General features: G+C 37.8%; 17 protein-coding genes and 1 pseudogene. 7 read left to right on the plus strand and 11 right to left on the minus strand.

Going from position 1 to position 23,388, the window contains the following annotated elements; all coding sequences use genetic code 11:
• Positions 1 to 205 precede the first annotated feature (205 nt).
• Positions 206 to 1,213, minus strand: a complete 1,008-nt coding sequence (locus tag QLQ22_RS12360; RefSeq protein WP_284016697.1) for a hypothetical protein — start codon at positions 1,211 to 1,213, stop codon at positions 206 to 208.
• Positions 1,214 to 1,428: 215 nt separating this feature from the next.
• Between QLQ22_RS12360 and QLQ22_RS12365 the strand changes: the two genes are divergently transcribed.
• The 7 genes and pseudogenes from QLQ22_RS12365 (at position 1,429) to QLQ22_RS25155 (ending at position 7,017) form a co-directional block, all read left to right on the plus strand.
• Positions 1,429 to 2,247, plus strand: a complete 819-nt coding sequence (locus QLQ22_RS12365) for a glycerophosphodiester phosphodiesterase (protein ID WP_223442936.1) — start codon at positions 1,429 to 1,431, stop codon at positions 2,245 to 2,247.
• A gap of 290 nt (positions 2,248 to 2,537) precedes the next feature.
• Positions 2,538 to 2,723, plus strand: a pseudogene (locus QLQ22_RS25150) (helix-turn-helix domain-containing protein); the annotation flags it as partial.
• Between the two features lie 311 nt (positions 2,724 to 3,034).
• The gene (locus QLQ22_RS12375; RefSeq protein ID WP_252208675.1) at positions 3,035 to 3,595 is read left to right on the plus strand and encodes a biotin transporter BioY; all 561 of its coding nucleotides are present in this window, start codon (positions 3,035 to 3,037) and stop codon (positions 3,593 to 3,595) included.
• Positions 3,596 to 5,044, plus strand: a complete 1,449-nt coding sequence (locus tag QLQ22_RS12380) for an AMP-binding protein (RefSeq protein ID WP_284016699.1) — start codon at positions 3,596 to 3,598, stop codon at positions 5,042 to 5,044.
• Positions 5,041 to 6,135, plus strand: coding sequence for an acetyl-CoA C-acyltransferase (locus QLQ22_RS12385; protein ID WP_284016700.1), 1,095 nt, complete (start codon positions 5,041 to 5,043; stop codon positions 6,133 to 6,135). Before QLQ22_RS12380 ends, QLQ22_RS12385 begins: the two co-directional genes overlap by 4 nt.
• Before the next feature lie 304 nt (positions 6,136 to 6,439).
• Entirely contained in the window at positions 6,440 to 6,817 is a 378-nt protein-coding gene (locus QLQ22_RS12390) for a MaoC family dehydratase (RefSeq protein ID WP_284016806.1), read from the plus strand.
• Positions 6,818 to 6,909: 92 nt separating this feature from the next.
• Positions 6,910 to 7,017, plus strand: a complete 108-nt coding sequence (locus QLQ22_RS25155) for a PepSY domain-containing protein (protein ID WP_423246258.1) — start codon at positions 6,910 to 6,912, stop codon at positions 7,015 to 7,017.
• 946 nt (positions 7,018 to 7,963) lie between these two features.
• Here QLQ22_RS25155 and QLQ22_RS12395 read toward each other — a convergent pair.
• The 10 genes from QLQ22_RS12395 to QLQ22_RS12440 form a co-directional block, all read right to left on the minus strand.
• The gene (locus tag QLQ22_RS12395; RefSeq protein WP_284016701.1) at positions 7,964 to 9,382 is read right to left on the minus strand and encodes a hypothetical protein; all 1,419 of its coding nucleotides are present in this window, start codon (positions 9,380 to 9,382) and stop codon (positions 7,964 to 7,966) included.
• A gap of 15 nt (positions 9,383 to 9,397) precedes the next feature.
• Entirely contained in the window at positions 9,398 to 9,736 is a 339-nt protein-coding gene (locus QLQ22_RS12400; protein WP_284016702.1) for a hypothetical protein, read from the minus strand.
• On the minus strand, positions 9,717 to 10,394 hold the full coding sequence (locus tag QLQ22_RS12405) for an ATP-binding protein (RefSeq protein ID WP_284016703.1): 678 nt from the start codon (positions 10,392 to 10,394) through the stop codon (positions 9,717 to 9,719). Before QLQ22_RS12405 ends, QLQ22_RS12400 begins: the two co-directional genes overlap by 20 nt.
• 16 nt (positions 10,395 to 10,410) lie before the next feature.
• A complete protein-coding gene (locus QLQ22_RS12410) occupies positions 10,411 to 12,330 on the minus strand; it encodes a hypothetical protein (protein ID WP_284016704.1) in 1,920 nt (639 codons plus the stop codon).
• Positions 12,320 to 12,988, minus strand: a complete 669-nt coding sequence (locus QLQ22_RS12415; RefSeq protein WP_284016705.1) for a TnsA endonuclease N-terminal domain-containing protein — start codon at positions 12,986 to 12,988, stop codon at positions 12,320 to 12,322. The genes QLQ22_RS12410 and QLQ22_RS12415 overlap by 11 nt, the downstream gene beginning before the upstream one ends.
• A 2,904-nt stretch (positions 12,989 to 15,892) precedes the next feature.
• On the minus strand, positions 15,893 to 18,349 hold the full coding sequence (gene cas3, locus QLQ22_RS12420; RefSeq protein ID WP_284016706.1) for a CRISPR-associated helicase Cas3': 2,457 nt from the start codon (positions 18,347 to 18,349) through the stop codon (positions 15,893 to 15,895).
• Between the two features lie 11 nt (positions 18,350 to 18,360).
• Positions 18,361 to 19,104: a CRISPR-associated protein Cas5 gene (gene cas5 / locus QLQ22_RS12425; RefSeq protein ID WP_284016707.1), complete on the minus strand. Its 744-nt coding sequence runs from the start codon at positions 19,102 to 19,104 to the stop codon at positions 18,361 to 18,363.
• A 15-nt stretch (positions 19,105 to 19,119) separates the two neighbouring features.
• On the minus strand, positions 19,120 to 20,073 hold the full coding sequence (locus QLQ22_RS12430) for a type I CRISPR-associated protein Cas7 (RefSeq protein WP_284016708.1): 954 nt from the start codon (positions 20,071 to 20,073) through the stop codon (positions 19,120 to 19,122).
• The gene (locus QLQ22_RS12435; protein WP_284016709.1) at positions 20,054 to 21,862 is read right to left on the minus strand and encodes a hypothetical protein; all 1,809 of its coding nucleotides are present in this window, start codon (positions 21,860 to 21,862) and stop codon (positions 20,054 to 20,056) included. The genes QLQ22_RS12430 and QLQ22_RS12435 overlap by 20 nt, the downstream gene beginning before the upstream one ends.
• A 14-nt stretch (positions 21,863 to 21,876) precedes the next feature.
• The gene (locus QLQ22_RS12440; protein WP_284016710.1) at positions 21,877 to 22,575 is read right to left on the minus strand and encodes a hypothetical protein; all 699 of its coding nucleotides are present in this window, start codon (positions 22,573 to 22,575) and stop codon (positions 21,877 to 21,879) included.
• Positions 22,576 to 23,388: the final 813 nt, after the last annotated feature.

A 23,388-nucleotide genomic window follows, 5' to 3' on the forward strand; every position in this document is an offset into this window, starting at 1 on the left:
TTTGTTTTTTCTAGCCAAATAGACAAAAAGTGATATAGACTTGCTTTGTCATGATACTGTGGCGAGATCAATAATGAATGTTTGAACGTGAACAAATCAGCGCACTTCATTTGCCGAATGGCTGTCATATGCATGTTGCTCTATAAATAAATGGTTTAATGTTTGTTCCAGGTATATCAGCTACATAGATTGACTTTTGATTAGCCTATTTTTTAGATAGCATGGAATTGCGATCAATCTTAAGGTGATATTTTTCAGTTTCAAAGCCTCTGGAAGTATTTAAATCCAGGACATCAATTGAAAGAGAAACATCTGAATAAGCTGTCCCTCTTAAATAATCCTCTAAAGGTACTTTTAAATCGCCAGTCTCATCAGAAGAAATTTTCAAAAGCTCTTTTGATTCCTTTTTGACACCTTCTTCATAAAAAGTAAAATTGAATTTATAAGCTATTTGATCTCTGTTTGCTATTCCAAACCGCAGCTCCTGATCATCGATGCCAAGGAGTTCAGGAGTTTTTATATAGCGTGAATCATCGATCTTCAAACCGCCTGCTTCTTCCAGGTAGCGAAACATTTTTTTATTATCCAGCACATTTGGAATTCGTTCATTTTCATGCTGCGTTCTTAAATAAAAAGGTTCATTGCTGCTCTTGACCTCTTGTATGTCAGTTTCTTCAGCAGCTCCATATAAGAGGACATAATCCTCGGCAATTATCTCCTGCGGGTACCATTGGTGAGCGTCATCTGAGTAATTCCAAAACGCATCCCAACGAATAGGTGAATCATCAATTTTTCTGATTTTACTCCACTCAGAAAAAGGCAAATGATGAGATAACACGTAATGATAAGCAAAATGATGGCCATATTCATGGGAAAGGGTGTCCCTGTACGAAGATACTTCAGTATATTTATCCCCTTGATATAATGTAATGCAGTCTGTCAAGGCATGAAAGCTTCCTTTAGTTGAAGATTCTCCTAAAGAACCGCCTCTGATCCGCACTTCCTGAAGCAGGGAAAGCTCATCTCCATGCTTATTTTGAATCAGCTCTTTGTATAACTGCTGAAGCTTCGTTTCATCCCAGGCATCTGTATAGCTTAAAAATATGATTCCTTCAGGAGATTGATAGCTTGCATGATAGTCTGAATCATAGACCAAAGGATCCAGACTGAGCAAAAACGGGAAAGACAGGAGAAGAATTAGCACTATTTTCATCTAACAATCACTTCCTCAAATGTCATTCTATCACGCATTCCAGCACAAATAGGCTGCATGATTTTTCCAATAAATGTTTGTAAAGGAAACCAGGCTAAATCTCCTAAACTTATTCACAGGAAAAATAATATTCTGATATATCCTCTTCACATTACATAAACAATGATCTATTAAACTAAAGCTGTTGGATAAAATTGAGAATGGGAGACGATGAAATGAATAAAAAGTGGGCAGCGGGAGCGGGTATTGCACTCGCATTGTTAGTTGGTCCAATCACACAGCCATCTTCAGCAGAAGCAGCGGGGACCAAGATTGATAATGTAGCACATCGGGGTGCTTCAGGATATGCACCTGAGAACACGATTGCAGCGTTTGACAAAGCTGTCGAAATGAAAGCTGATTACATTGAAATTGACGTTCAAAGAAGTAAGGACGGGGAATTAGTCGTCATTCATGATACTACAGTAGACCGTACCACAGATGGCAGCGGACCCGTTCAAAGTTTAACGTACGAAGAAATAAGAAATCTTGATGCAGGCAGCTGGAAAGGCACAGAATTTGCTGGTGAAAAAATTCCGTCATTTGATGAAATCCTTGATCGCTATCACGGGAAAGTAGGAATACTGATTGAACTTAAAGCACCAGAGCTATATCCAGGAATTGAAGAGAGCGTTGCTCTTGAGCTAAAAGAGAGAAACTTAGATAAACCTCAAAATGAAAAAACAATTATCCAATCATTTAATTTTGAATCAATGAAGAAGATAAACGATCTACTTCCAAAAGTACCGATTGGAGTCCTGACATCATCTCGATTACATACAACACAGCAAGCATTAAAAGAATTCAGTGCATACGCTGACTATTTCAACCCAAGCTATACAATCGTCACAAAAGACCTTGTTAATCAAGTACATGAAGAAGGAATGAAAATTCAATCATGGACGGTACGCAGTCAAGAAACGGCTGATTTTCTTTTAGAGATGCAAGTGGATGGAATTATAACGGATTATCCGGATTATGTGGATCCGAGATAAGGAAAAAAAGATTGACCCTTAATGAGGGGTCAATCTTTTTTTTGAAATAGAAAAATCCATATTATTTTAATTAAACTATGTTCTAAATAATCATTAATAAAATCGCCGCTCAGACACCATAAGCTAGATAACCATGTTCGGAAATACTTCATTGTCTCCAGCTGAACTAGAATGAAATCTCTTTTTATTTCTTATTTTGCAAGAATAAATACAGGGATTTACTTGATATATAGAATCTTAAAGTAAATATTCTTAATATTGTCAATAATTTTGAACTGAAGTTTTACATAGTGAAACTAGTTCTAGAAAAGGGAGGTTTTTATCTTCAGCGAGGTTATAAAACAGTAGAAAAATCCATCGGAATTTTAGAAGTGATCGCACAAAAGCCAATGACATTTATTGAATTGGTCGAAAAGCTGGACAGCAATAAAGCAACTGTACATCGATTTTTATCTTCTCTTGAGCAGCTTGGATATATCACAAAAAATAGACAAGAAAAATTCATCTTATCACAAAAATGGTTTCAACTGGCATTTCAGGCACAAGATCAGCTTGATATTGTGAAAACAGCAAGGCCCTTCTTAGAAAGCATTAGCCAACAAGGTGCAGGAAAGACGCTTTTAGCGCTTGGAAAAATTCTTCTTTGTGTTCTTCGAAATCTTGAGGTAAATCTTCATCAGGGTTTCTGTATCTAAGGCTTTTTTGAATATGAAAATAATTAATCTTTACAAATAAATAGGATGGGTTTTATAATTATGTTAACTTCAAAGTAAGGCAGGTTAACATAATGGAATTAAAAAAAATAGTCTATGTTTCTATGTTTGCGGCAATTATGGGAGCACTAGGGATTGTTCCGCCAATCTTTTTAGGATTTTCTCCCGTTCCGATTACCTTACAAACGTTAGGTGTCATGTTATCAGGAAGTGTGTTGGGAGCGCGTTTAGGTCCCAAATATGCGGCCCTTAGTCAAATCTTATTTTTATTCTTGGTAATGACCGGTTTACCTTTATTATCTGGCGGCCGGGGTGGAATTGGTGTTTTTTTCAGTCCATCAGGAGGATATCTCATTGGGTGGATCGTAGGTGCTTATGTGATAGGATTTTTAACTTATCGTATGAAAAACATATCATTTGTTAAGATTTTGCTTGTTAATATTCTTGGTGGTATTTTTATTGTTTATTTATTCGGCATTCCGATTCAGGCCTTCATGATGAATATTCCTCTTGCAAAAACGGTTATCCTTAGCATGGTGTATCTTCCAGGTGATTTTATAAAGGTAATTGTTGCTTCCTTGCTTGCTATTAAGTTGCAAAAATCTATCCCACTTTCAAAAAAACTGGTGGCCTAAATGAGAATTACCAGCACTTATAGAACGTATGCTCAAATAAATAACAATCGGCCTGCCATCGTAACAGATAAAGAAATAGTTCCATATAGTGAATGGTATGATTTAGTGCAGCGAACAGCTGCCTCTTTTTATAAAGTAACTGGAATTTATAAAAGAGTTGCCTTATTCTTGCCAAATGGACGCTTATTTTTACAGCTGTTCGCTGGAGCGAGCGAAGCAGGCTGGGCTAGTATGGTCGGAGATATGAGGTGGAAAGAGCAGGAAATAGAAGAACGGCTTCAACAAATAACTCCTGATCTTATCATTGCTGATGAAAAGATGAAGGGATATTTTCATCAGTCTTCAACAAAAACTATTTTTTCAGATGAGATCGAGGAATGGCTATGTTCCAGCAGTGATTTTCAAAAAAATGACGGTAATGCCCCTTTTTACATTGGTTTTACCTCTGGTTCAACAGGGAAACCAAAAGCATTCATACGTTCCCATTCTTCATGGATAGAAAGTTTTCGGTGTAATCAAATAGATCTTGAGATGACGGAGAAAGAACATGTGTTAATCCCCGGTTCATTTATAAATTCTACCTTCTTATATGGAGCTTTAAGTACCTTATTTTTAGGGGGCACGATTTATGTGCTGACAAAGTTTTCACCAGCGCGTTTGATGGATTTCTTACATAACTATCCGATTTCTAAAGTATATGTAGTCCCTACAATGATTCAGGGGCTATTAAATGAAGGATATTATAATGAACAATCAGTTTCCTTTATATCTACAGGGGCAAAGTGGCTGCCAAGCGTAAAGGCCAAAATGCGCCTTCAATTTCCAACCGCTAATTTTTATGAGTTTTACGGATCGTCCGAGCTTAGTTTTGTTACGGTTTTAAAAAATAACGAGCAGATCCAACATGCGGCTTCAGTTGGAAGAGTATTTCAGAATGTTGAAATTAGTATTCGCAATGATAAGGGAGAAGAAGTAGGGGTTGGAGAAGAAGGAGTTTTATATGTAAAAAGCAAAATGCTTTTTGATGGATATTTAAATAATGAGGAAGAAACAAAAAAAATATTACAGGGAGATTGGGCAACAGTTTATGATATTGCCAAAATAGATGAAGAAGGTTATGTATACATCCTTGGCAGGCAAAATGATATGATTATTTATGGCGGAATGAACATTTATCCCCAAGAAATAGAACAGATATTAATGAAATACGATGGGGTCGAAGAAGCGATTGTTTTGGGAATTAAAGATGAGTATTGGGGGGAGAAAGTGGCTGCTTTCATTAAAGGAAATGTGTCCTTGCCCTCTTTAAAAAATTATTGCCTTCGGAATCTATCTTCTTATAAAATTCCACGTGTTTGGAGAAAAGTAGCAAATTTTCCTCACACAACGGGAGGGAAGATTTCACGTCAAGAAGTAAGAAAATGGTTTGAGAAGGGGAAGTTAGAATGACGAGAGCGGTGATCGTCAAAGCAAAGAGAACCATAATAGGAAAAAAAGGCGGTATCTTAAGCAAGTATCCCCCCGAACAATTAGCAGCTTTTATTATTAGAGACATCGTTCAAGATCTGCCTGAACAGGTTGATGAAGTTATTTTCGGAAATGCGGTGGGGCCTGGAGGTAATATTGCGAGATTGTCAGGATTGGAGAGCGGTCTGTCTCATACTGTACCCGGTATGACAATCGACAGGCAATGCGGCTCTGGATTAGAAGCAATTCGCCTTGCTTGTTATCTGATCCAAGGCGGAGCGGGGCAAATATATATTGCGGGTGGTGTCGAAAGTACCAGTCAATCTCCGTACGATAAAAGGGCGCGTTTTTCACCGGAACAGATCGGAGACCCTGATATGGGCGTTGCTGCGGAACATGTAGCTGAAAAATACGGGATTACACGGCAGATGCAGGATGATTATGCTCTGCTTAGTTATCAACGGGCCATTCATTCATTAAAAAAAGACTACTATTCTGATGAACTCGTTAAAATTACCGATATTCCCTTGCAAGATGAAAGTTTAAATCCAAAGCTTAATTATGAGAGAATGTTGCGTCGATTGTCTCCTTGTTTTAAGGAAAATGGAACGGTAACGTTGGGAAACTGTTGCGGAATCAATGATGGGGCATCGGCGGTCCTTGTCGTGTCTGAGGAAAAAGCCAAGGAGCTAGGATACCAACCAATCATGCGTTTTGTCGATAGTGTGGTATCAGGAGTGAACCCAAACTATCCATCCATTGGTCCAATTCCTGCCGTTTCCCAATTATTATCTAGGCATTCTTTATCGATTCGGGATATCGATCTGTTTGAATTAAATGAGGCCTTTTCTTCAAAAGTAGTAGCATGTGCAAGTGAGCTTTCGATTCCTTATGAAAAATTAAACGTAGAAGGCGGCGCCATTGCCTTAGGCCATCCTTATGGTGCATCGGGAGCTATTTTGGTGACAAGATTATTTTATGAAGTCCAGCGTTACCAAGCGAACTATACTATTTCTGCTATAGGAATTGGCGGGGGAATTGGAATCGCTGTTTTATGGGAGAGTATGATATGAAAACAGATGTGACTTTAGTTCCGATAACAGAAGAAATGGTCCAAAACTATGAAACTATCTTTGGGAAACAAAACAGATTACCGCCAACCTTTCCAATGATCTTTTATCGTTATATCAAGGTTCCATGGGACTACAAGAGCGCACCAATTCATCGGAAACAGACCTGTGTTTGTATCAAGGAACTTTCCATTGGGGAAAGCTATCGCTGTGTAGTCACACTTGATCAAGAAACGCAAAAAGGAAAGTATACGTTTTACACCCAATCTCTCGTAGGGTACAACTTGGAAGGAAGCGAGTGTTTTCGATGTGTGTCCGAAATAGTAGTACGTTTACCATAACTGAAGAAAAAATTAAGCAGTATGCGTTTCTATCAGGGGACTTCAATCGGATTCATCTGGATCAAGAGGAAGCAGAACGTTTCGGATATAAAGCACCAATTGCCCATGGAATGTTGACAATGGGTCTTACATTGGATATCGCTTCTTTTATTACCGAAAAAGGGAGGAAGATTTCCACGTATGAGATGCAATTTCTAAAACCAATATTTAAGAATGATACGATTCATATATTTGCGGAAATGAAGCTGGAAAATGATTCTACCTATTTTGTCATAATAGGCAGGAATGGAAAAGAAGTGGTAGTTAGGGGGCAATTAAAGATGGAGGAAGCAGCATCGTTATAAAACCATGAAAGAAACTAAATAGCAAATTTTTTGTTATTAGTAATTTCCAATGCGACTTCTCAGGAAATTCAAGGTATAAAACGGTCGAAGATATCAGAATAGAATTAAGCCCTGGTTCAAATGTTTACCGGGTTCGCTTAGAAAACAATCAAGAAGTTCAAATTGATGCGAGCACTGGGAAAGTTTTATCAACTAAGTAAGATTACTCAGGCTTTCTCATATCTTTATATGATCGATCTACTTTTGGCACTCTGTATAGATATAGTGCTCTAACTATGGCAGGTTTGGCCCTAATATCTGCGGCTGCTCTGAGTGTGATGAAATTTGGGGCTCAGTGCGGAATGCCAGTTAAGAAGAAGTAGAAAAATTTTTACAAATAAATATTCCTGATTAAAGAGCATTACTGGATGGCAGTGTTTTTTTTTTGCACATAAAAGGAAATCAAATAACAATTCTTTAGTTAAGATATGTTCTAAATAATCAATAATAGGCTAAAAAAACTGTACTCAAAATGAAAAAAGTACTTGGTGTTATGTAAACTAGAAAGAGAGGGTAATGTAGGAATAAAATGAAGGGCAAACTTAAAAACAACGAGATTTTAGGTAACTGAGCAATCATAAGATCAAACCCACCAGAAGTGAACTAGATAAAACAATAATTTAAATAATAAATAATCAAATATAAGGTGAATGATTTTTTATACATGAATTATTAAAAAGTAATTAAATTTACTGATTAAAAGCAACTAACATCAAAATACGGTTTTTTTAACTTTTGTCTCACTATCTTAAGTTTACTTAGATTATGAGACGATTTAAATACGTCATTATATAACTGCCTATAATATATATTATGTAAACAAAGAAAAAGTTTATTTAAAAGAGGTATTAAATACCCCTCTTTTTCATTCTTTATCCAAACATGATGTATAACGACACAAACATGTATCCTTCCGCGACACAAACATGTATACTTACCCTTTTTCGACCTAAAACTAGTATTTTTCATGACAGAAACTTGGATAATCTTTGTGCAACTGCGACACAAACAGATATACTTCTTGGATATTCACGACACAAATATGTTTACTTTGTGTGCTAGGAGACAAACATGTATACTTTATTAATAATATTTGTGCGGTCCATATTATTGGACTTTATTTTTGGTGTTGTAATAACAATAATGTGTAGTTGTTTCATCGGTAATTTTACATTTATTTGGATATTGCCAAGAGCTAAAGATGTTAGATTCCCTATCAAATGAAAATGAAAAGTATGGAATCTGGTTGTATTTTTCATGGATTAAGTTGCTCGGTACTTTAAATTGGTCTTTTTCAACAAGTGTTGCAGCTACTTCTAACCAGTTCAGAAAATGATTCCATAATAAATGAGGGTAAACACGGTCCAATAACCATAATTGAATGGTACATGATTGCTGGAGGTTCTCTTTTTGCTCTTCACCTACCGCTCCTTTGATTTGTGCATGTTGTACCCAGCGAGATAATGTTTTTAACGAGCTTTTATCATGAAGCGAGTAATACTGACTGGGGTGATGTGTTTTCCCGAATTTAAGTTTTCCGTTATCCACCTGGTGAAAATTAATATGACCTTCAATGCCCTTTCTCCACAATAAATAGGCATAAGTAATGGAACAGACCCCTTCTCTCTTAATACCGTGTTTCATATTGTGGATGCATCTCTTGTGTCTGCAAAGATACCTCTTTCTGATATATCTTGCAATCGATTTAAACACTGCCTTTTGATGAAGAAATATCTTTGGATTAAATGATATCCTTCCACCCGAATCTGGCTGTATAATGGCAGTTGTTGAAGAATGAACAACTGTTGCTTGTTCATAAGGAATCAGAAGCGGGTTTTTGAACCAAGAATACTCGACGTCAGGCATAATAAACAACATTTGATTTTCTGGTTTGCTGGAAAGGATGTGTTCCATTGACTGATCCTTCATGTTCACAATGTTTCTGAAAAAAAGATTGCGGATGTCTGAGTATGTCTGTGTTTCTTCAAGATACTCCCATCCACATTTGCAGACAAAAGGTCCTTTGAAATTCTCAACATAAACGTGAAAGTGATACTTCGCTCCGCAATGCATACAACGGCTCTGAAGCGGCAGATCATGAAAAGGACAATGGGTTATAAGCTTTAATTGATGCAGGATACTATGGTACCCCTGTGATAAACAAGTAAGACAAAATTTCAATTTATCCTTTTCCCATAAAAGTTCTTTAGGAAAGGGCAAAACATTCTCTATAGCCTCAATTTGAACAAGATAATCAATTTTGTGATGGAGTAAGTGGTATTTCTCCATTAATTTCTGATCCCAATCACTCAGTGTCCAAAGATCCCCCCATTTTCGCGAATCATAGCGGAGGGGCTGATTTTGTACTTCATCCGTTCCCATAGCCCGTAAAAGTTCTTTTGGAGTGGAAACATTTACGATGTTTAGTTTTTGGAAGAGTGACCAGGATGATTCCCAGGGGTGGATCCAGAGACTGTTCCACGTAAGAGTTGTTTCCGGAACTACTTCTATTAATAATGTTTTCATATGTCCCTCTATTCGTTACGTGAATTTATGGGTAGCTTGTTCAGCTTGAACAAAGTTCGTGAATTGAATTGCTTCTTTCATGTGAGCCAGCGTGATCTTTTTAACGTTTTCACTGTCAACGCCATACATCATAAGAATGTATTCAATAACCCTTGTAAAGTACTGCATGGATAGATTCAGCGGGGTATGAATGCTGCGTTCTCTCCTAAGGTTAATGAATAATTCATAAAGTTCCTCTGCTACTTGCTCCAATCTGAACCCTTCGTCAAAAAGGTCAGGGAAAAAATATCGTGTAAACGAATAGTCTGAATCGACTGGGTATCGTGAATCTTCATCATAGCCTCTTAAACTCACCGCCTCTTAAACTCACCTTAAAATCCTCAACTGTTCTTAAACCCGAAACTTTATGTTCGTGTGCCATAAAACGTCCGACAATCTGACTTTTACCATCACGAATGAAGGTGTTTTTCTGATTCAATAGTTCCGTCTGCCCTATTAATATAACGCTAAGGACCACATTGTTGGCATCAAGAACATTATACATATCCATCAGCCACTCATAGTGTTCATGTTCTAGGCGTTGGGCGTCATCGATAAGCATGATTACTCTTCTTTGTTTGCATGCTTTGCCTTTCTCGATCAAATGAGCCATGAGCCTTTCCCTTTTTCTTGAAGGTTTAACATCAGACGTATCCAATGTATGAAGAACATTTCTCAGCATATCATCATAGAAAACATGATCATGCGGTCTTGAATAATAATGGCTCATGAAAAAAAATATTTCTAAATCGGATCCGAACTGCTCGGGTAATACTTGCTGCAGATAACGAATGGCTCGTGTCTTCCCAATTCGCTGGGTTCCATAAATGATTCCTCCAGGAGACCTACAGAAAATCCACTTGTATACTTGCTGGTGCATCTTATAAATTTCGTTGGTTCCGAGCAGGTATTGTCCTGTATAAATCGGATGAGTAAGTGGTGGGAGATTCGGTCTCTCACTTGAAGGCTGCATTTTTGCACACCCCTTTCTACAAGATAAAGGTTTTCTTAATCATTGGTTTTATTGGTTCTGCCTGTATTTCTGGTTCTACCCTTGTTTTATCTTCTACCTCGGTGACTGGAGGGGGGAATTCTGGCTCTATTTCCTGATTTCGCTTAAGGTTCGCAAGTTCGGTTCGAGTACTTTTGCTGTCCATTGCTTTATTAATCAAATGCTTTTCGTAGGCGGCAAGAACATCATCAGAATCGCTGCACTGAATAAGTTTGCTTTTTATCATTCCCATAATTTTCTTTCGCAGGACTAGTGAATGCTTTTGATATCTCCAGTGACCTGTCACTTCTAGAATACCTAGCTCAGCTCCATTAGGTAAAAAGGCTCTAAGCGTTCGGATATCTTCTGTATTAACGTGCAGAGTGAGTGTTTTCCCGATGAATGCTCCGGAGCTGCCTAATTTGTCACTCCGGTAATAGGCTCCCTGAAAAAATATATGTGGTCTTCTGCCCTTTTTGATATCGCCTCTAACTCGTCTTTCAGTGATTATGACAAAAAATGCTGTATCATTTCGTTTTTCGTAAGGGAGTTTCCGTAAAATGACACCCTGTTCCACACGTTGCTGCAAGGCTTCCAGAGGAGTTAATCCATATAAGGCACTCTTTGGTGTGCCATTGTAATTAGCCAGCCACACTTCTACCAGTTCAGTGAGTTCTTTTTCGTTTATTTCATATTTCATTGCAAACTTTTCAGGGTTCTTTCGCTTGGGATCCTTTGGGTTGCTTCCTGTCGTGTTGGGGAGACGATGAAATCCATTCTCTTCTAGGATACGGAAAAATTGTTCGATATGAGGTCTTCTTTGTGGCTGGCTAACGGGTCCTAAATTGATCGAACAGCGAATGTTGTCATGTAAACAATCCGTCACTTTTTGCGACAGGTGGGATTTGGCATTATCTAATAGAATTTCTTCCCACAATACCCATTCACATCCATGACTTTTCCATGTAGGAAATCCTGCTGTCTCATTATACGTTAATCCAGAAATGGAGAATGTCACTGGTTCTTTTGGTTTCACAGCGTTTTGCAGACAGTAAATGACGTCGTCAGCGTTGTATTCTTTTTTGATGCAGACATGATACCCAAGTATCACCCGTGTGTCTTCATCAATGATAGCAAGTACCCAGAGACGATCGATCTTATCCACGACCTCCCTGCCATCGGGCGTGAGGTATTTCAAGGTCATTAATACATCGATGCGATGTCCATCTAACTGTACCCTTTGAAAAGGACGAAGGCTGTGGTTGTTTTTATGGTTCATCCCAGTGTTAACAGCAGCTGTTCGGGCTTCTTCGCCATACCGGGAGGCTCCTGAAGAGAAATGAAAATCAGCGAGTTTTTTCAGGTATCTTTCTAAAGAGCGTTTGGCTGAATCTTTTGATGTAAATGGGTATTCATTCCCTTTTATTCCAGCTTTTTTACACGCTTGGACCATTTGGTTGTGTAGGTTCTTAATAGCGATGTGACGATCCATTAAGACATTTTTTGTCTTTCCGAAGAATTTGTCATCAATCATCTTTTTTATTTCAGGATATCTGTCCAAGAATAACGTGAATGCACCGGTCGCATTAGCATGTAATCCAACCGGGAGGTCCTTTCTTTCGTATTCCTTGATTTTTAAATGAGGAATAAGCCCCCGATATCCAAAGTTCTCGTTGTACATATCCTTATACAAACATCTTTTTAATAATCGGTAGAGGGCGGCTTTCTCTATCCCTGTTTCATTCTGGATTTCTGATAATGTTCTCTCGCTATTGATATAATAATCAATCGCCTTTTTTCTGTTGAGGAAAATCTCTTTATCTTCGGGTTTTAAGGAAGGAACATTGACCTGATGCCAATTCTCAACGTTCCAGTCATCCCTGTCTCCAAGCCACTCTTTTAAACGTTTATGACCCACTCGGTGACACCACCGTTGATTTTAAAATAGGGGACTGTTCAATTGAAATGGAAAAATCACCTTGGTAAACCCCGGCAAAAATGGCTGTGCACACATCCCCTTCACTGTACCTGTTCATTCTGAGTAGAAGGTGTTCAATGCTTTCACTTTTGATCTGCTTTAAATGAGCGGTAATAAGCGAGGTAATGTCTGCATGATGCTTTTCATAGAATCTCATAAAAGAGACAAGTATTTTACAATTATCTAAGTGAATAAGATTTTTTCTAATCTGGTTATCTGTTTGAATGGAATGCATAAACTTATTTGCATGACACCAATTTTTCTGAATGTTGAGTTGCTTTTGTGTTTGGTGATAGTGAGGATGTTCCTCCTCTAAATGGGAGGTGTATTTAATCTCCCTAAACTCTTCTTCCCCGCCTTTATAAAGGACCCACATATCAAAAACAGAATGTCTCAATTGACCCTCCCATTCATATTCCGCTTTTAACGAAGGCTGTTCGCAAAAGGCAATAATCTTTGGGTCACATTCAACGAGCAGCCAGTGTTCGTACTCAAGATCACTAAAAAAGCGGGTGGTTCTTTTTACCTTGGGACTGTAACCTGTCCAATAATTGTTGCCAAATTTTGTACTCCGTTTCATTTCAATAGGTGTATACAATAGCCTCACTCCTCTAAATCATGAAGTTATTTCCATTTGTTACACAGTATAAATAGAGTTTCTCAATCTTTCACTAGCAAAATACGCCATCTTAGCATATGAATCTCAGCAAGTTTCCTCTATTTTTTTCGTTATTATGTATTTTTTTAACACTTTTATAGATTGCTGAAAGTAAGAAAAAAATAATAGTTTGCTAAAAATATACATGAAATAGGTGATTTAGAAACAACTATTTTCTTAATTATTGACAAATAATGTTGTGTCTAAACGCCATAATTTGTGTTTTTTATTCTTCCATGGTAACTAAATTAAAAATAACGCTCAGATTAAAAGCTCTAAGCGTTCCAATTTATATCAATACCTTATTACATTAAAGTCCTTCCCATAGGTGTTTTTTTATGTTTGACTGACTTTTTATTTGGAACAGCATACACATATAAACCGGTCATTGAATGATCTACTTTCATTTCATACTGGCAGTAGGATGCACGAGTGTATTCCTTTGTGTAATCCTGATACCATTTAAGAAATTACGGAGATACAATAATTTCTTTTGAACCACAGTAGTTTTCACCCGTAGCTTTCCCGATTAACGTAATAGGTGACAGTGATTCAAATTCTGCCTTTTTGCGTGTTGCCATCCCATTCGACAACTTTCACAATATCACCCACAGATACATCATATTGTCGATCTCTTTTCTCCTCTGCATTTTCTAACGATACTTTCATATGAACTCCTCCTTGGCATTGGTTTTAAACAAAGTTATTTTACACCTAAACCAGAAGCTTGTTGAAAAATTGGGAAATGTATTGTCAATAAAAAGGACCCCTCTAAAAGAGAAGCCCTTTTTCAAAACTAATAGTTTGACCAAAACGTTGATTGTGCCTTTTGTAAGCTTTACCTTCCAATAAAATGGCTACGTACTCAAGTTACGTGGACCTGTCAGGAATCCCCAAAGGGAATTGATTCATATGCTGGTTCTTGCTGGAGCTTTATCTCTCCTATGAGATATATTTAAAAGTTGAACTGTTTTTGTCTATCAATTCAATTTGGTGATTGTTATCTCTCCTATGAGATATATTTAAAAGCCCTCGTTAATACTGGCTTTTTCCTACTATCTCCTTTGTATGTCAGGACTCCCCCTATATATAGGGAAATTCAGTTGGAACCAATCAAAGTGCTATTTAAATCATTATTCTTCACGTCTAAACCCAGCTGTATCTCATTACTTCACTTTTATACTTAAATGTCCGTTTCTATTCGATTATACAACAATGTATTCAAAAACGATATCAAGCTATTTTCAAGAATGAAACTACTATATGCTCATGTAACCACTGATTCAACCGTGGTTTGTTATCTCTTCTATGAGATATGTAAAACACATGCCTTCACTCCCTGCTGCGGATGAAGTATTCCAATTGTTATCGCTCCTATGGATATATTAGTAAGGTCACATGAAATGCGAAAGGCACCATTTTAGACGCATTATTATCTTTGGACAACGATGGCACGAAACCATTATTCAAATTGTTATCTCTGCTATGAGTTAGATTAAAATCTTGCGGAGTGCTTTCTTAGTACCCATTACGACTTTTTTATCTCTCCTATGAGATATGTGAATAGTATTGAACATGAATGGTTCGAGGACGATATGTTATTATTATCTCTTCTATGAGATAGATTAACCAGATGATAAAGACCTCCGAGATGTCGGTCAAGGATTGGTATCTTTCCCCCAAGATAGATTTATTCAAGGCACAACTTTCATATTTCTCGTCAGCTTATTTTCCCCTTCACACGTTCATTCTACTCCTATTGAATATTTGTTCCTTCCCCACCATATTATAGATTTCTATCTCTTCTATGAGATATGTTGAAAACCATAAGCGAATTCTCCGATAGGAAACATCATATTGTTATCTCTACTTTGAGATATGTTGAGTACTGCATCGGAAAGCATGGAAATATTCTTCCCTCGACGATTGTTATTTCTACTATGAGATATATTTAAGAGAAACATAACTGGTTTGCCATTATAAACGTCTAGATTTTTATCTCTCCTATGAGATATGTTAAATATTGATGGTAATGAATAACCATGCGTCCGACAGTAAGATTGTTATCTCTACTTTGAGATATGTTGATTACAAACTACACGGTTACCAAGGCACAACTTCAAACATTACTTTACTATCTCTACTATGAGATAGATTAAAACCTTGCGGAGTGCCTTCTTAGTACCTATTACAACTTTGTTATCTCTCCTATGAGATATGGAATACTTAGGGAAGATTCCTTCTCTGTGAGTAAAGGTGATATTGTTATCTCTCCTATGAGATATGTTGATTACCGGGGGAAAATAAGAGAGAGCGGAGTGAAACGGATTGTTATCTCTCCTATGAGATATGTTGATTACTTTTTTCTCTTTGGTCGCTTTTGTGATGAGTTTGGAATTGTTATCTCTCCTATGAGATATGTTGATTACCTGTTGAGGAAGATAACGGTCAGAAAGGCTTTGACTAATTGTTATCTCTACTTTGAGATATATTGAATAAGTGACTATGCGGCTTTTATCCGACCTGACACATTTTTATCTCTTCTATGAGAAGTGTTTACAACTTCCAACCGTAGCTTTCCGTGCGGTAAACGAATTGTTATCTCTCCTATGAGATATGTTGAATACGCTGATATTGACACTCAAACGATCCGTGTATGGGAATTGTTATCTCTCCTATGAGATATATTAAATACACACTGAAATAGAAGCGTTCAGAATGGCATACCTATTGTTATCTCATCTATGAGATATGTTAAAAACAACAAAGATTTCTTCAATCGTGCGTCCTTGTGGCATATTGTTATCTCTCCTATGAGATATGGTAAATACCCCTCGTCAAAGCTCAATAAAATTCATAAGATTCCTCATCTTCTATTTCTTTTTCTAAATAAGAACTCACGTCTCCCACTTTAAAACGATCAAGAATCGATAAAGGGTCCGATTGATCACCTATTAGGTAAAAAGGGATTCCGTCAAGTTCATTTGCAACAAGCCGGTAACGTAAGTGGTGCATCAGCCATTTAAGCGAAACCGTCATTTGAAAACATTCAAGCTCTTTCCTCAATTTCATCGACTGAATGATTTGTTCTGCATACGAATTTCCAAATGAAAAAGAGTTCACGATTGAACGGAATGTTTCCGCTTCTTCATCTGATTTCACTAAATAGATATCCATTGTATAATGATTCGACTGAATGATTCTCAAAAATTTCTCGTGTTCATCATAGTCAAGCTGATGATGAAACCGGTCAACGATTTTCTGTTTGGTCTTCACATTCATCTTGTTGTAGGCATAAAGGTGATGAAAAAGCGTTAAAAATGCTTTATTGTTCATCAAATCGATTGCCTGGCTATTTCGGAAAGAGGAAAAATATTTTTCAATATCCATTTCTCTTCGCTTAATAGAAAAAAGTTCAAGCCCCCCATTTTTACGCAGAGAGTGTCGATTGATACGCCCAGACAGCTGTTCAACACTTGGAAACATATCATGCTCTTTAAAGCCATAATCAAAATCAAAGTCCATTCCGCATTCGACGGTTTTTGTGGTCACAAGGATCATCCGTTCTTGCCGATGTTTGGGTTGATTGTGTTCATGGATCTTTCGAATAAGCTCCTTTTTATAAGCAGAAGAATGCCGTCCACACAAAAAATACACGTGATACTCCGGCAAATAGTGAGATAGATGTTCAAATACTTCTTTTGCATGTTTCACAAAACTAAGACAAATCAGAAACTGATTGAACTCTTTTTTCTCTTTTATCCGTTCCATTATATCCAGACTTAATTCCTTCATGGTGTGGTAAGGTTCATCTGATAAGGTAATAATATCACAACGCCCTTTTATTTTTGCATGTGAAAATAACTGATTGTTTTCTTCATCTGTCAACACATAGGAAATACGGTTTCCATATGCATTCAGGAGCTGTTTTTTTGAGACAGGGAAGGTCCCCGTCGTAAAAATCCAGGTAATGCCTAAAAAATCACTAAGACGTAATAGTTCATTCCATATCCCTTCCCAATAATGAGGAGGGTATGTTTGAAATTCATCAATGATCACCACACTGTCAATCAAACTTAGAAATCCTAAACTTGATTGCCTGGTTATGCACGCAAGGGTATCAAAAAACCGCACATGGCTGGTGATGACCCATTCGCTTGAGAAGCAGCTCCTCTCAAATAACCACATGTTGCTTTTATTCACGTTTTCTAGCTCTTCCAGATCGTATTGTAAATCCGGAGCCCGAAATAAGGATTCAGAATTAATCACATTGATCCATTGTTCATCCGCTTTCATCTCATTCAATACGGTTTCCTGATACTGAGCTTGCACGCTGTTCAAAGGAAACACAGAAACAATCTTTCGTTTGTTTTTTTCTTTGATGATTTCCTTGGCTAGCGATAGAGATGAATGGGTCTTCCCTGCACCCACCGGGGCTTCAAGCACATAGATATCTGCAGAAGAATTATAGGCATGGCTTGATTTCTTATTTAACAGCGTCCGAATATCGTTTAATTCGATCTGATCTTCAAAGGTTTCATCTACTGAAATGGAAGAGGATTGAACGGCTTTTGCTGTTTGAGAGTCGTTGATTCGAGTTAGCAGATCTGTTTGGCTAATTGTTTTCCCGATAAGACGATTTACTGCCAATTCATAATCTGAAGGCGGGATTTCGCTAGATGCAATACTGTCACTTAATGTTAAAACAGAGTACGATAATTTAGCGATGGTCAACGCAATGTCTGCATATTCACTGGATTTGGTTTTATTTAACCGGGCAATCCCCTTACGAATGCTTTTTTTGTCTTGTTCATCGATGACACCCCAGGCAAACAAGTCTCCAATCAGATCATTCAGATCCTTAACGGACGCTTTTGTCATGTCAGGCAGCCTTAACCGATTATGATGACCTTTAATGGTGCCGTAAGCGATCAGGTACCACAATTCGTGAGTAGGTTGTAACCCTTGTTCCCCTTCCTTTTTGCACAGCCACAACAAATACGAATAAATTGCGTGCTGCCGTTTTTCCTTTGAATGATGGTTGGTGGATTTGATTTGTTCTTGCAAGTAGGGATTCACTTTGCCATAATCATGAAATTGAACGTTTTCGGTTATAAATGTTTTAACCTGCTCGACAGAACTCGTATGTTTGTTGAAGCAATCAAGGGGCAATGCTTCTGCCATTCGCTGCACGACGGAGCCCAAACGGTTCAAAATAATGGTCGCACAATCCATCGCTTCCCTTGTATGCTGCTCGATGGTTTGATTTTTTTTGGCTAATAACGTGAGGTCAAGATTCATGCCGGTCTCCTTTACAAAAAGACAATGTGCTGGTTCTCCTCTGTCACATACACAGGTGTGAGAGGCTTCATTTCAAAAGAAGACCAAAGGGTCGTTTCTTGCGTAAAAAGCGTTTGTTCAGACAGCGAAAAATTTCTCAATGAATCGACATAGTGATAAGCTCCGTCCGTCAAGTCAATGTCATCAATTTGACAGTCTTCCACGTCATGTTCTTTAAACAGGGAATGAATCACTAAATCATTGGACGCGGCTTCTCTCAAATGCACTTCTTTGACAAAATCGAACGATAACGGAAACTGATTTCGCCCAAAATACGGAATGTATTCTGCCCATCCCTTTTTCAAGTAATCACAGAGTGTAGCAAAAATCTGGTCATCCACTTGCCCCTTTGAGATGAACAGCGTGTAATGCAGAGAAACCAATCCCTTCATCTTCACCATAAGGGCACCTTTTTTATTGATGTGCTCCATCGAGCGATGGATCAACTGGTCATCAAAAAACTGCGGTTTATTTTCTTCTCTTGGCACAATGGATACATGTAACCCCTGCAGTTGATGCGAAAACAGAACACTATCTTTGCCATGCTTCTGTTTAAATCGTTCCTGAGCGTATCCATCCAAACCAAGAACGGCTCCCAAGATTCCAAGAACCTCTGTCCGTGAAATAAACAGATTCGTGACCCGGAGATCTCCCTTTGTTTTATTCCAGTGGAAGAAGCCGAATTGTCCAGAGATATCCATTTGAATTGCGTTCAATCTGCCCACTCCCTTTTACAGCTTTTTGATTTTGACCTCTTCCATCGATTGATGAATCCCTTTTATCACGATTTCGCTTGCTTCATAGGATACGACAATGTCTTGATAAATCGGATGCCCAGCTGCCTCTTCTTTTCTTTTTAAGTAGTCAAATAATGGCTGAAGATTGTAAACCGTCATTCTGTTTTCTTTTCCATCCTCAATCGTAAGCTTGCCCTGGAGATTTCCAAGATGGGTCTTTTCTCCGTCTATTAAATCAATCTGAACCATGAAACCCGTGTAGCAATTGAGTTTTTGAGTGGATTTGATGTTGCTTGGACCATAGTGTAAACATTCGAGCAATAACGCGAAATCTTCTTCTGTATACACACAATGCTCGAACCCTTCAATATCCTCCAAAAACTTTACGTTGGCAGGGTTGATGCTTGTTTCATAACAATAATGAGCTTCAGATAAAAAGGTTCTTGAAGCCATCCCTCTTGTTTCTTTGTCACTTTTGTCTTTTGATCCGAACACCATTCTCCCGGTCAAATCATCTTCATACAACGTTCCCTTCCGGTAAAGATCAAGACCTTGCGAAATTTGAGCGACACCATGAAGACTCAGGTTGTCATACAGAAAACCAAATTGACGGATATCGGCGAATGTCCAAAAAGTTTCCGAAAACTCTTTCCCTGTTTTTTCTTTGATGTACGCTTTTAGTTCTGTATTGGGCATCGTATAGAAGGTTGTTTGATTTTTTGACTCTTTTTTCTTTCCCTTATCTTTGTTCGCCACAATCCAGTCTTTAATGAAAACGTCTAGTCCCATTTGTTCCATGAGGTGACGAACAGCGTATTTCAACGCACGGTCACTCGCAAAGAACTGATTGTTGTATTGCTTCGGCATACCGTCGAAGTCATTGTTCCAGCTTCCGTTTTTTGAAATCACTGTCTGCAGCACATAACTTCTATTCGTTTTCGCTGTCATTGCTTTCGTCCCCTTTGGTGGTTTTCTTTGGCATATCACCTGAAATCAATCCTGCCACATATGAAAATTTCTGTTTTGCCGTTAGCAAAGCTGACTCTTCAATCGAATCCATATGTTCAACGATAACCTGAAATTGTCGTTTCATGTCAGTTGGGTTGCTTATTTCACCCATACCCGTTTCCATTCTTTTGCTTATCTGATCCAAAATCTCAACGGTTCGATTTTTCTTTAGAAAAGATTTCTGCAACGAGCTTTTGTTTCTTGAATCCTTAATGGTTCTCGCCGCAAGATGCCCCATCACAAAATGCAATTCTTCACTGGTCAGTACTTCCTGCTGCAATAAGCTGTATACGTTTATGTGCTGCTTCATAAAACCCATCCCTTCTTCCTCTGAAACCAATCGACCATTTGATAACACGCTTAGTACAAACACGAAATCCACAAACGTATAATACGTGTACGAATCTGAATTCCGCACTTTGTTCTCAATCCGCCTAAAGCATAAATCATAAATGGTCCGAGCTAGTGTCATGTGCTTTTTTTCACCTTTTAATTGAAAGATCCGTTCTTTTAATTTCGGGTCTTCTTTCATCACAGGTTCCATGCTGCTGAAAAACTTTGCCCAGAATCTTTCCAAAGCCTGTTCTTCTGGAATGCGTTCATCGAAATAATGCAAACCAAACCGTTTAATGTTCGATATGAACTCTGCATCACGTTCAAGATCAATGAGCTCGAGTTTGTGTATGCCGACATTCCCGTAGGGGTCAGCCACCACTTGGATTACCCGTTTTACACTTGAACTCTGATCCTTTATCTCATTTAAAGGGAATAGAAAACCACTGTCCTCCATTTTCCCTTGTTTATTAATCGAAACGACCAAATAACGTAACAGTACCAGCTCCAGGAAGCTGACTTTTGGCAACCCATGGTTTTCTTCAACAAATGAGGTATACCGTTTCCCTAATATCTTTTTTTCGTTCGTTGGCATTTCAAAGTTTAAAAGAACTGTCTTAGACAACAAATCCTCCAAGGAATGATGTGGCTCATTTATTTCAAATATTTCTTGCGATTGAAAACGAATGGAGTCAATGACATAGACAAATGCATTTAACCACCTTTCCTCTTCTAAGAGGCTGTAGTCAAGGGGAATGGTTAATCCGGTTTCTTCTATTAGAGCGTGAATGAACCTGATTTTTTCTGATTCCGATACATCAAGATCAAGGACAGTATTAAAATCTATAAAAAAAACGAGCCCCTGCGTTTTTGCCCCAGATTCGGAAAGCCTGCCAGCATAATCATTAAATATCTGATACATGTGATGTAAAATTTGCCGCTTCACCGTTTCTTCTTCAGGTATGTGCTCATTGGAAAGAGTGATTAGGTTAGGCAGGGTTTTGTCGAGTGCTTTATGGGAGATAACATAATCTGAAAAAGCATTCATATTGTTTTGTGTCTTTTTCTTCTGCTGTATATACAATTTGCGATATTGATTGTTCGTAATGCTTGAACCGTGAAACAGAGGATCAAACAAATCATGGCTCTTCATTTGCGATTCACTCATTTTTTCTTTTTCATATGTACCGTGAACACTTAATGACACCGGTTCCAGGCTGTCAAACCCTATAACAACGAATTGGTTGACTTCTTTGAATTTCCGGGATACGAAATCTTCGTGTTTGCCCGGCTCTTTGTTTAAGTGAAATTCCAAAAAACGCAGTATGCTATCGATGGTTGGCTCAATAGACTCAGAGCGATAATACCCTTCGTGAAGACCTTCTAAAATGAACATACTCCCGCTCCTTTCTACCGAATAAAGCCAAAACCGTTACTCGTATTTTTCCCAATCCCCCCAGCATAGAGAACTTTCTCCACTTCCTTCGCCACATCGTTATCATGAAAAAACACTTTCGCATGGTAACAGTGATACCGATACGCTGAGCCGTCTTTTAACTTTTTCCTTGAAAATGGGACGGTGATCAGCCGGTCTGTCACTTCTATCTTCTCTACGACCTGCGAACGGACAAATGCAATGTCATCATTTTGATTCATCCCGCTTTTCAGATAGCGAAATACAATGTTCTCCCGCAACAAATCGATAAGCTTGTCCCGTTCATCCTTAGATGAGAGCGGCTTATTATTCATAAACAACGGGGTCTCTGTTTGAATTTCACCAGACCCGTGGTAAAAAAGTTTGGTCGAAGAGACATCTGCTATTGATACAGCTTCCGTTTCTAACCCCTGGTACATCTTCATATCAAGAAACTCTTTGTGGAGACTTCTGAGCTCAACAACATAATACTTTCCCGCTTTATAAATCAGATCTTTTTCAAAAGGATGCATATTGCTGAAACTGTAATAGGAAAAGACAGAGTGATAGTGCTTTTCTTTCAACTCTTTATCATTTTGATCAATGAAGAGGCGAATGAGCCGGGACAGCTCTTCATACGCATCCCTCGCATGAGTATCCTTCTTTACTTCGATTTCCATCGTGACCTTGTACATGTACAGCCTCCTCGTTTAGAGTTATTCCATTTACCCGTTTATAAAAAAAGATATATTTCATTATTTATATAAAAAAGGAACTTTTTCATTGCATTTATGGAAAAAGTCTTTTCTCTAAAACCTATCTCTTTTGTGAGATATTTTAAACCGTCACACCGTTAAGGGAAGCGGCAACACAGCATTTTCTAGCCATGGTTTTTTATCTCTACTTTGAGATATAATCTTCACTTACAATTATAACGCAGAAAAAGCCCTGCCCACCGTTTTATTATCTCTTCTTTGAGATACATTAATATACGCCTCTTATGCGATATGATAGGATCTTGTTTTTGTTATCTCTGCTGTAAGATACATTAATATACGCCTCTTATGTGATATGATAGGATCTTGTTTTTGTTATCTCTGCTGTAATATAGTTTACTTGGTTAGCACGAATTACCTTAATTATAGGAGCAACGCCGTTTTGAGCAGCGAAATCAATTTTCTCAATATAAAACCCCATTATTCCGTTATATCTAATTACGAAATTCAGGTGAAATGAGTTTCACTTTTCCTGAAAATAGAAACAATATTTTTTTACCAATGCTGCCTCATTACTTAGTAACATTTATTCAAAATTGGGATAACCTTAAAACAACTTGTTAAGTCACCGTTTTCTTTCAAAAAGTCTAAGAGATCGAAAGCTTCATCAATTTGCTCTTTCATATTAATTTTTTTGTTTTGATTTCATATACTTTGTTCTCATTTTCATCTACATCACTCTCCGTCGTTGTTTGTTTGGTAAAGACATTATATAGTATAGATTTCATTTCA

The sequence above is a fragment of the Metabacillus hrfriensis genome, from assembly GCF_030127205.1.
GTDB classification, from domain to species: domain Bacteria; phylum Bacillota; class Bacilli; order Bacillales; family Bacillaceae; genus Bacillus_P; species Bacillus_P dongyingensis.

Bases quoted from the DNA above. Each gene is read 5' to 3' on its own strand.
- QLQ22_RS12360 (WP_284016697.1), bottom strand. From the start codon at position 1,213: ATGAAAATAGTGCTAATTCTTCTCCTGTCTTTCCCGTTTTTGCTCAGT.
- QLQ22_RS12365 (WP_223442936.1), top strand. From the start codon at position 1,429: ATGAATAAAAAGTGGGCAGCGGGAGCGGGTATTGCACTCGCATTGTTA.
- QLQ22_RS12375 (WP_252208675.1), top strand. From the start codon at position 3,035: ATGGAATTAAAAAAAATAGTCTATGTTTCTATGTTTGCGGCAATTATG.
- QLQ22_RS12380 (WP_284016699.1), top strand. From the start codon at position 3,596: ATGAGAATTACCAGCACTTATAGAACGTATGCTCAAATAAATAACAAT.
- QLQ22_RS12385 (WP_284016700.1), top strand. From the start codon at position 5,041: ATGACGAGAGCGGTGATCGTCAAAGCAAAGAGAACCATAATAGGAAAA.
- QLQ22_RS12390 (WP_284016806.1), top strand. From the start codon at position 6,440: ATGTGTGTCCGAAATAGTAGTACGTTTACCATAACTGAAGAAAAAATT.
- QLQ22_RS12395 (WP_284016701.1), bottom strand. From the start codon at position 9,382: ATGAAAACATTATTAATAGAAGTAGTTCCGGAAACAACTCTTACGTGG.
- QLQ22_RS12405 (WP_284016703.1), bottom strand. From the start codon at position 10,394: ATGCAGCCTTCAAGTGAGAGACCGAATCTCCCACCACTTACTCATCCG.
- cas3 (WP_284016706.1), bottom strand. From the start codon at position 18,349: ATGAATCTTGACCTCACGTTATTAGCCAAAAAAAATCAAACCATCGAG.
- QLQ22_RS12430 (WP_284016708.1), bottom strand. From the start codon at position 20,073: ATGACAGCGAAAACGAATAGAAGTTATGTGCTGCAGACAGTGATTTCA.
- QLQ22_RS12435 (WP_284016709.1), bottom strand. From the start codon at position 21,862: ATGTTCATTTTAGAAGGTCTTCACGAAGGGTATTATCGCTCTGAGTCT.
- QLQ22_RS12440 (WP_284016710.1), bottom strand. From the start codon at position 22,575: ATGTACAAGGTCACGATGGAAATCGAAGTAAAGAAGGATACTCATGCG.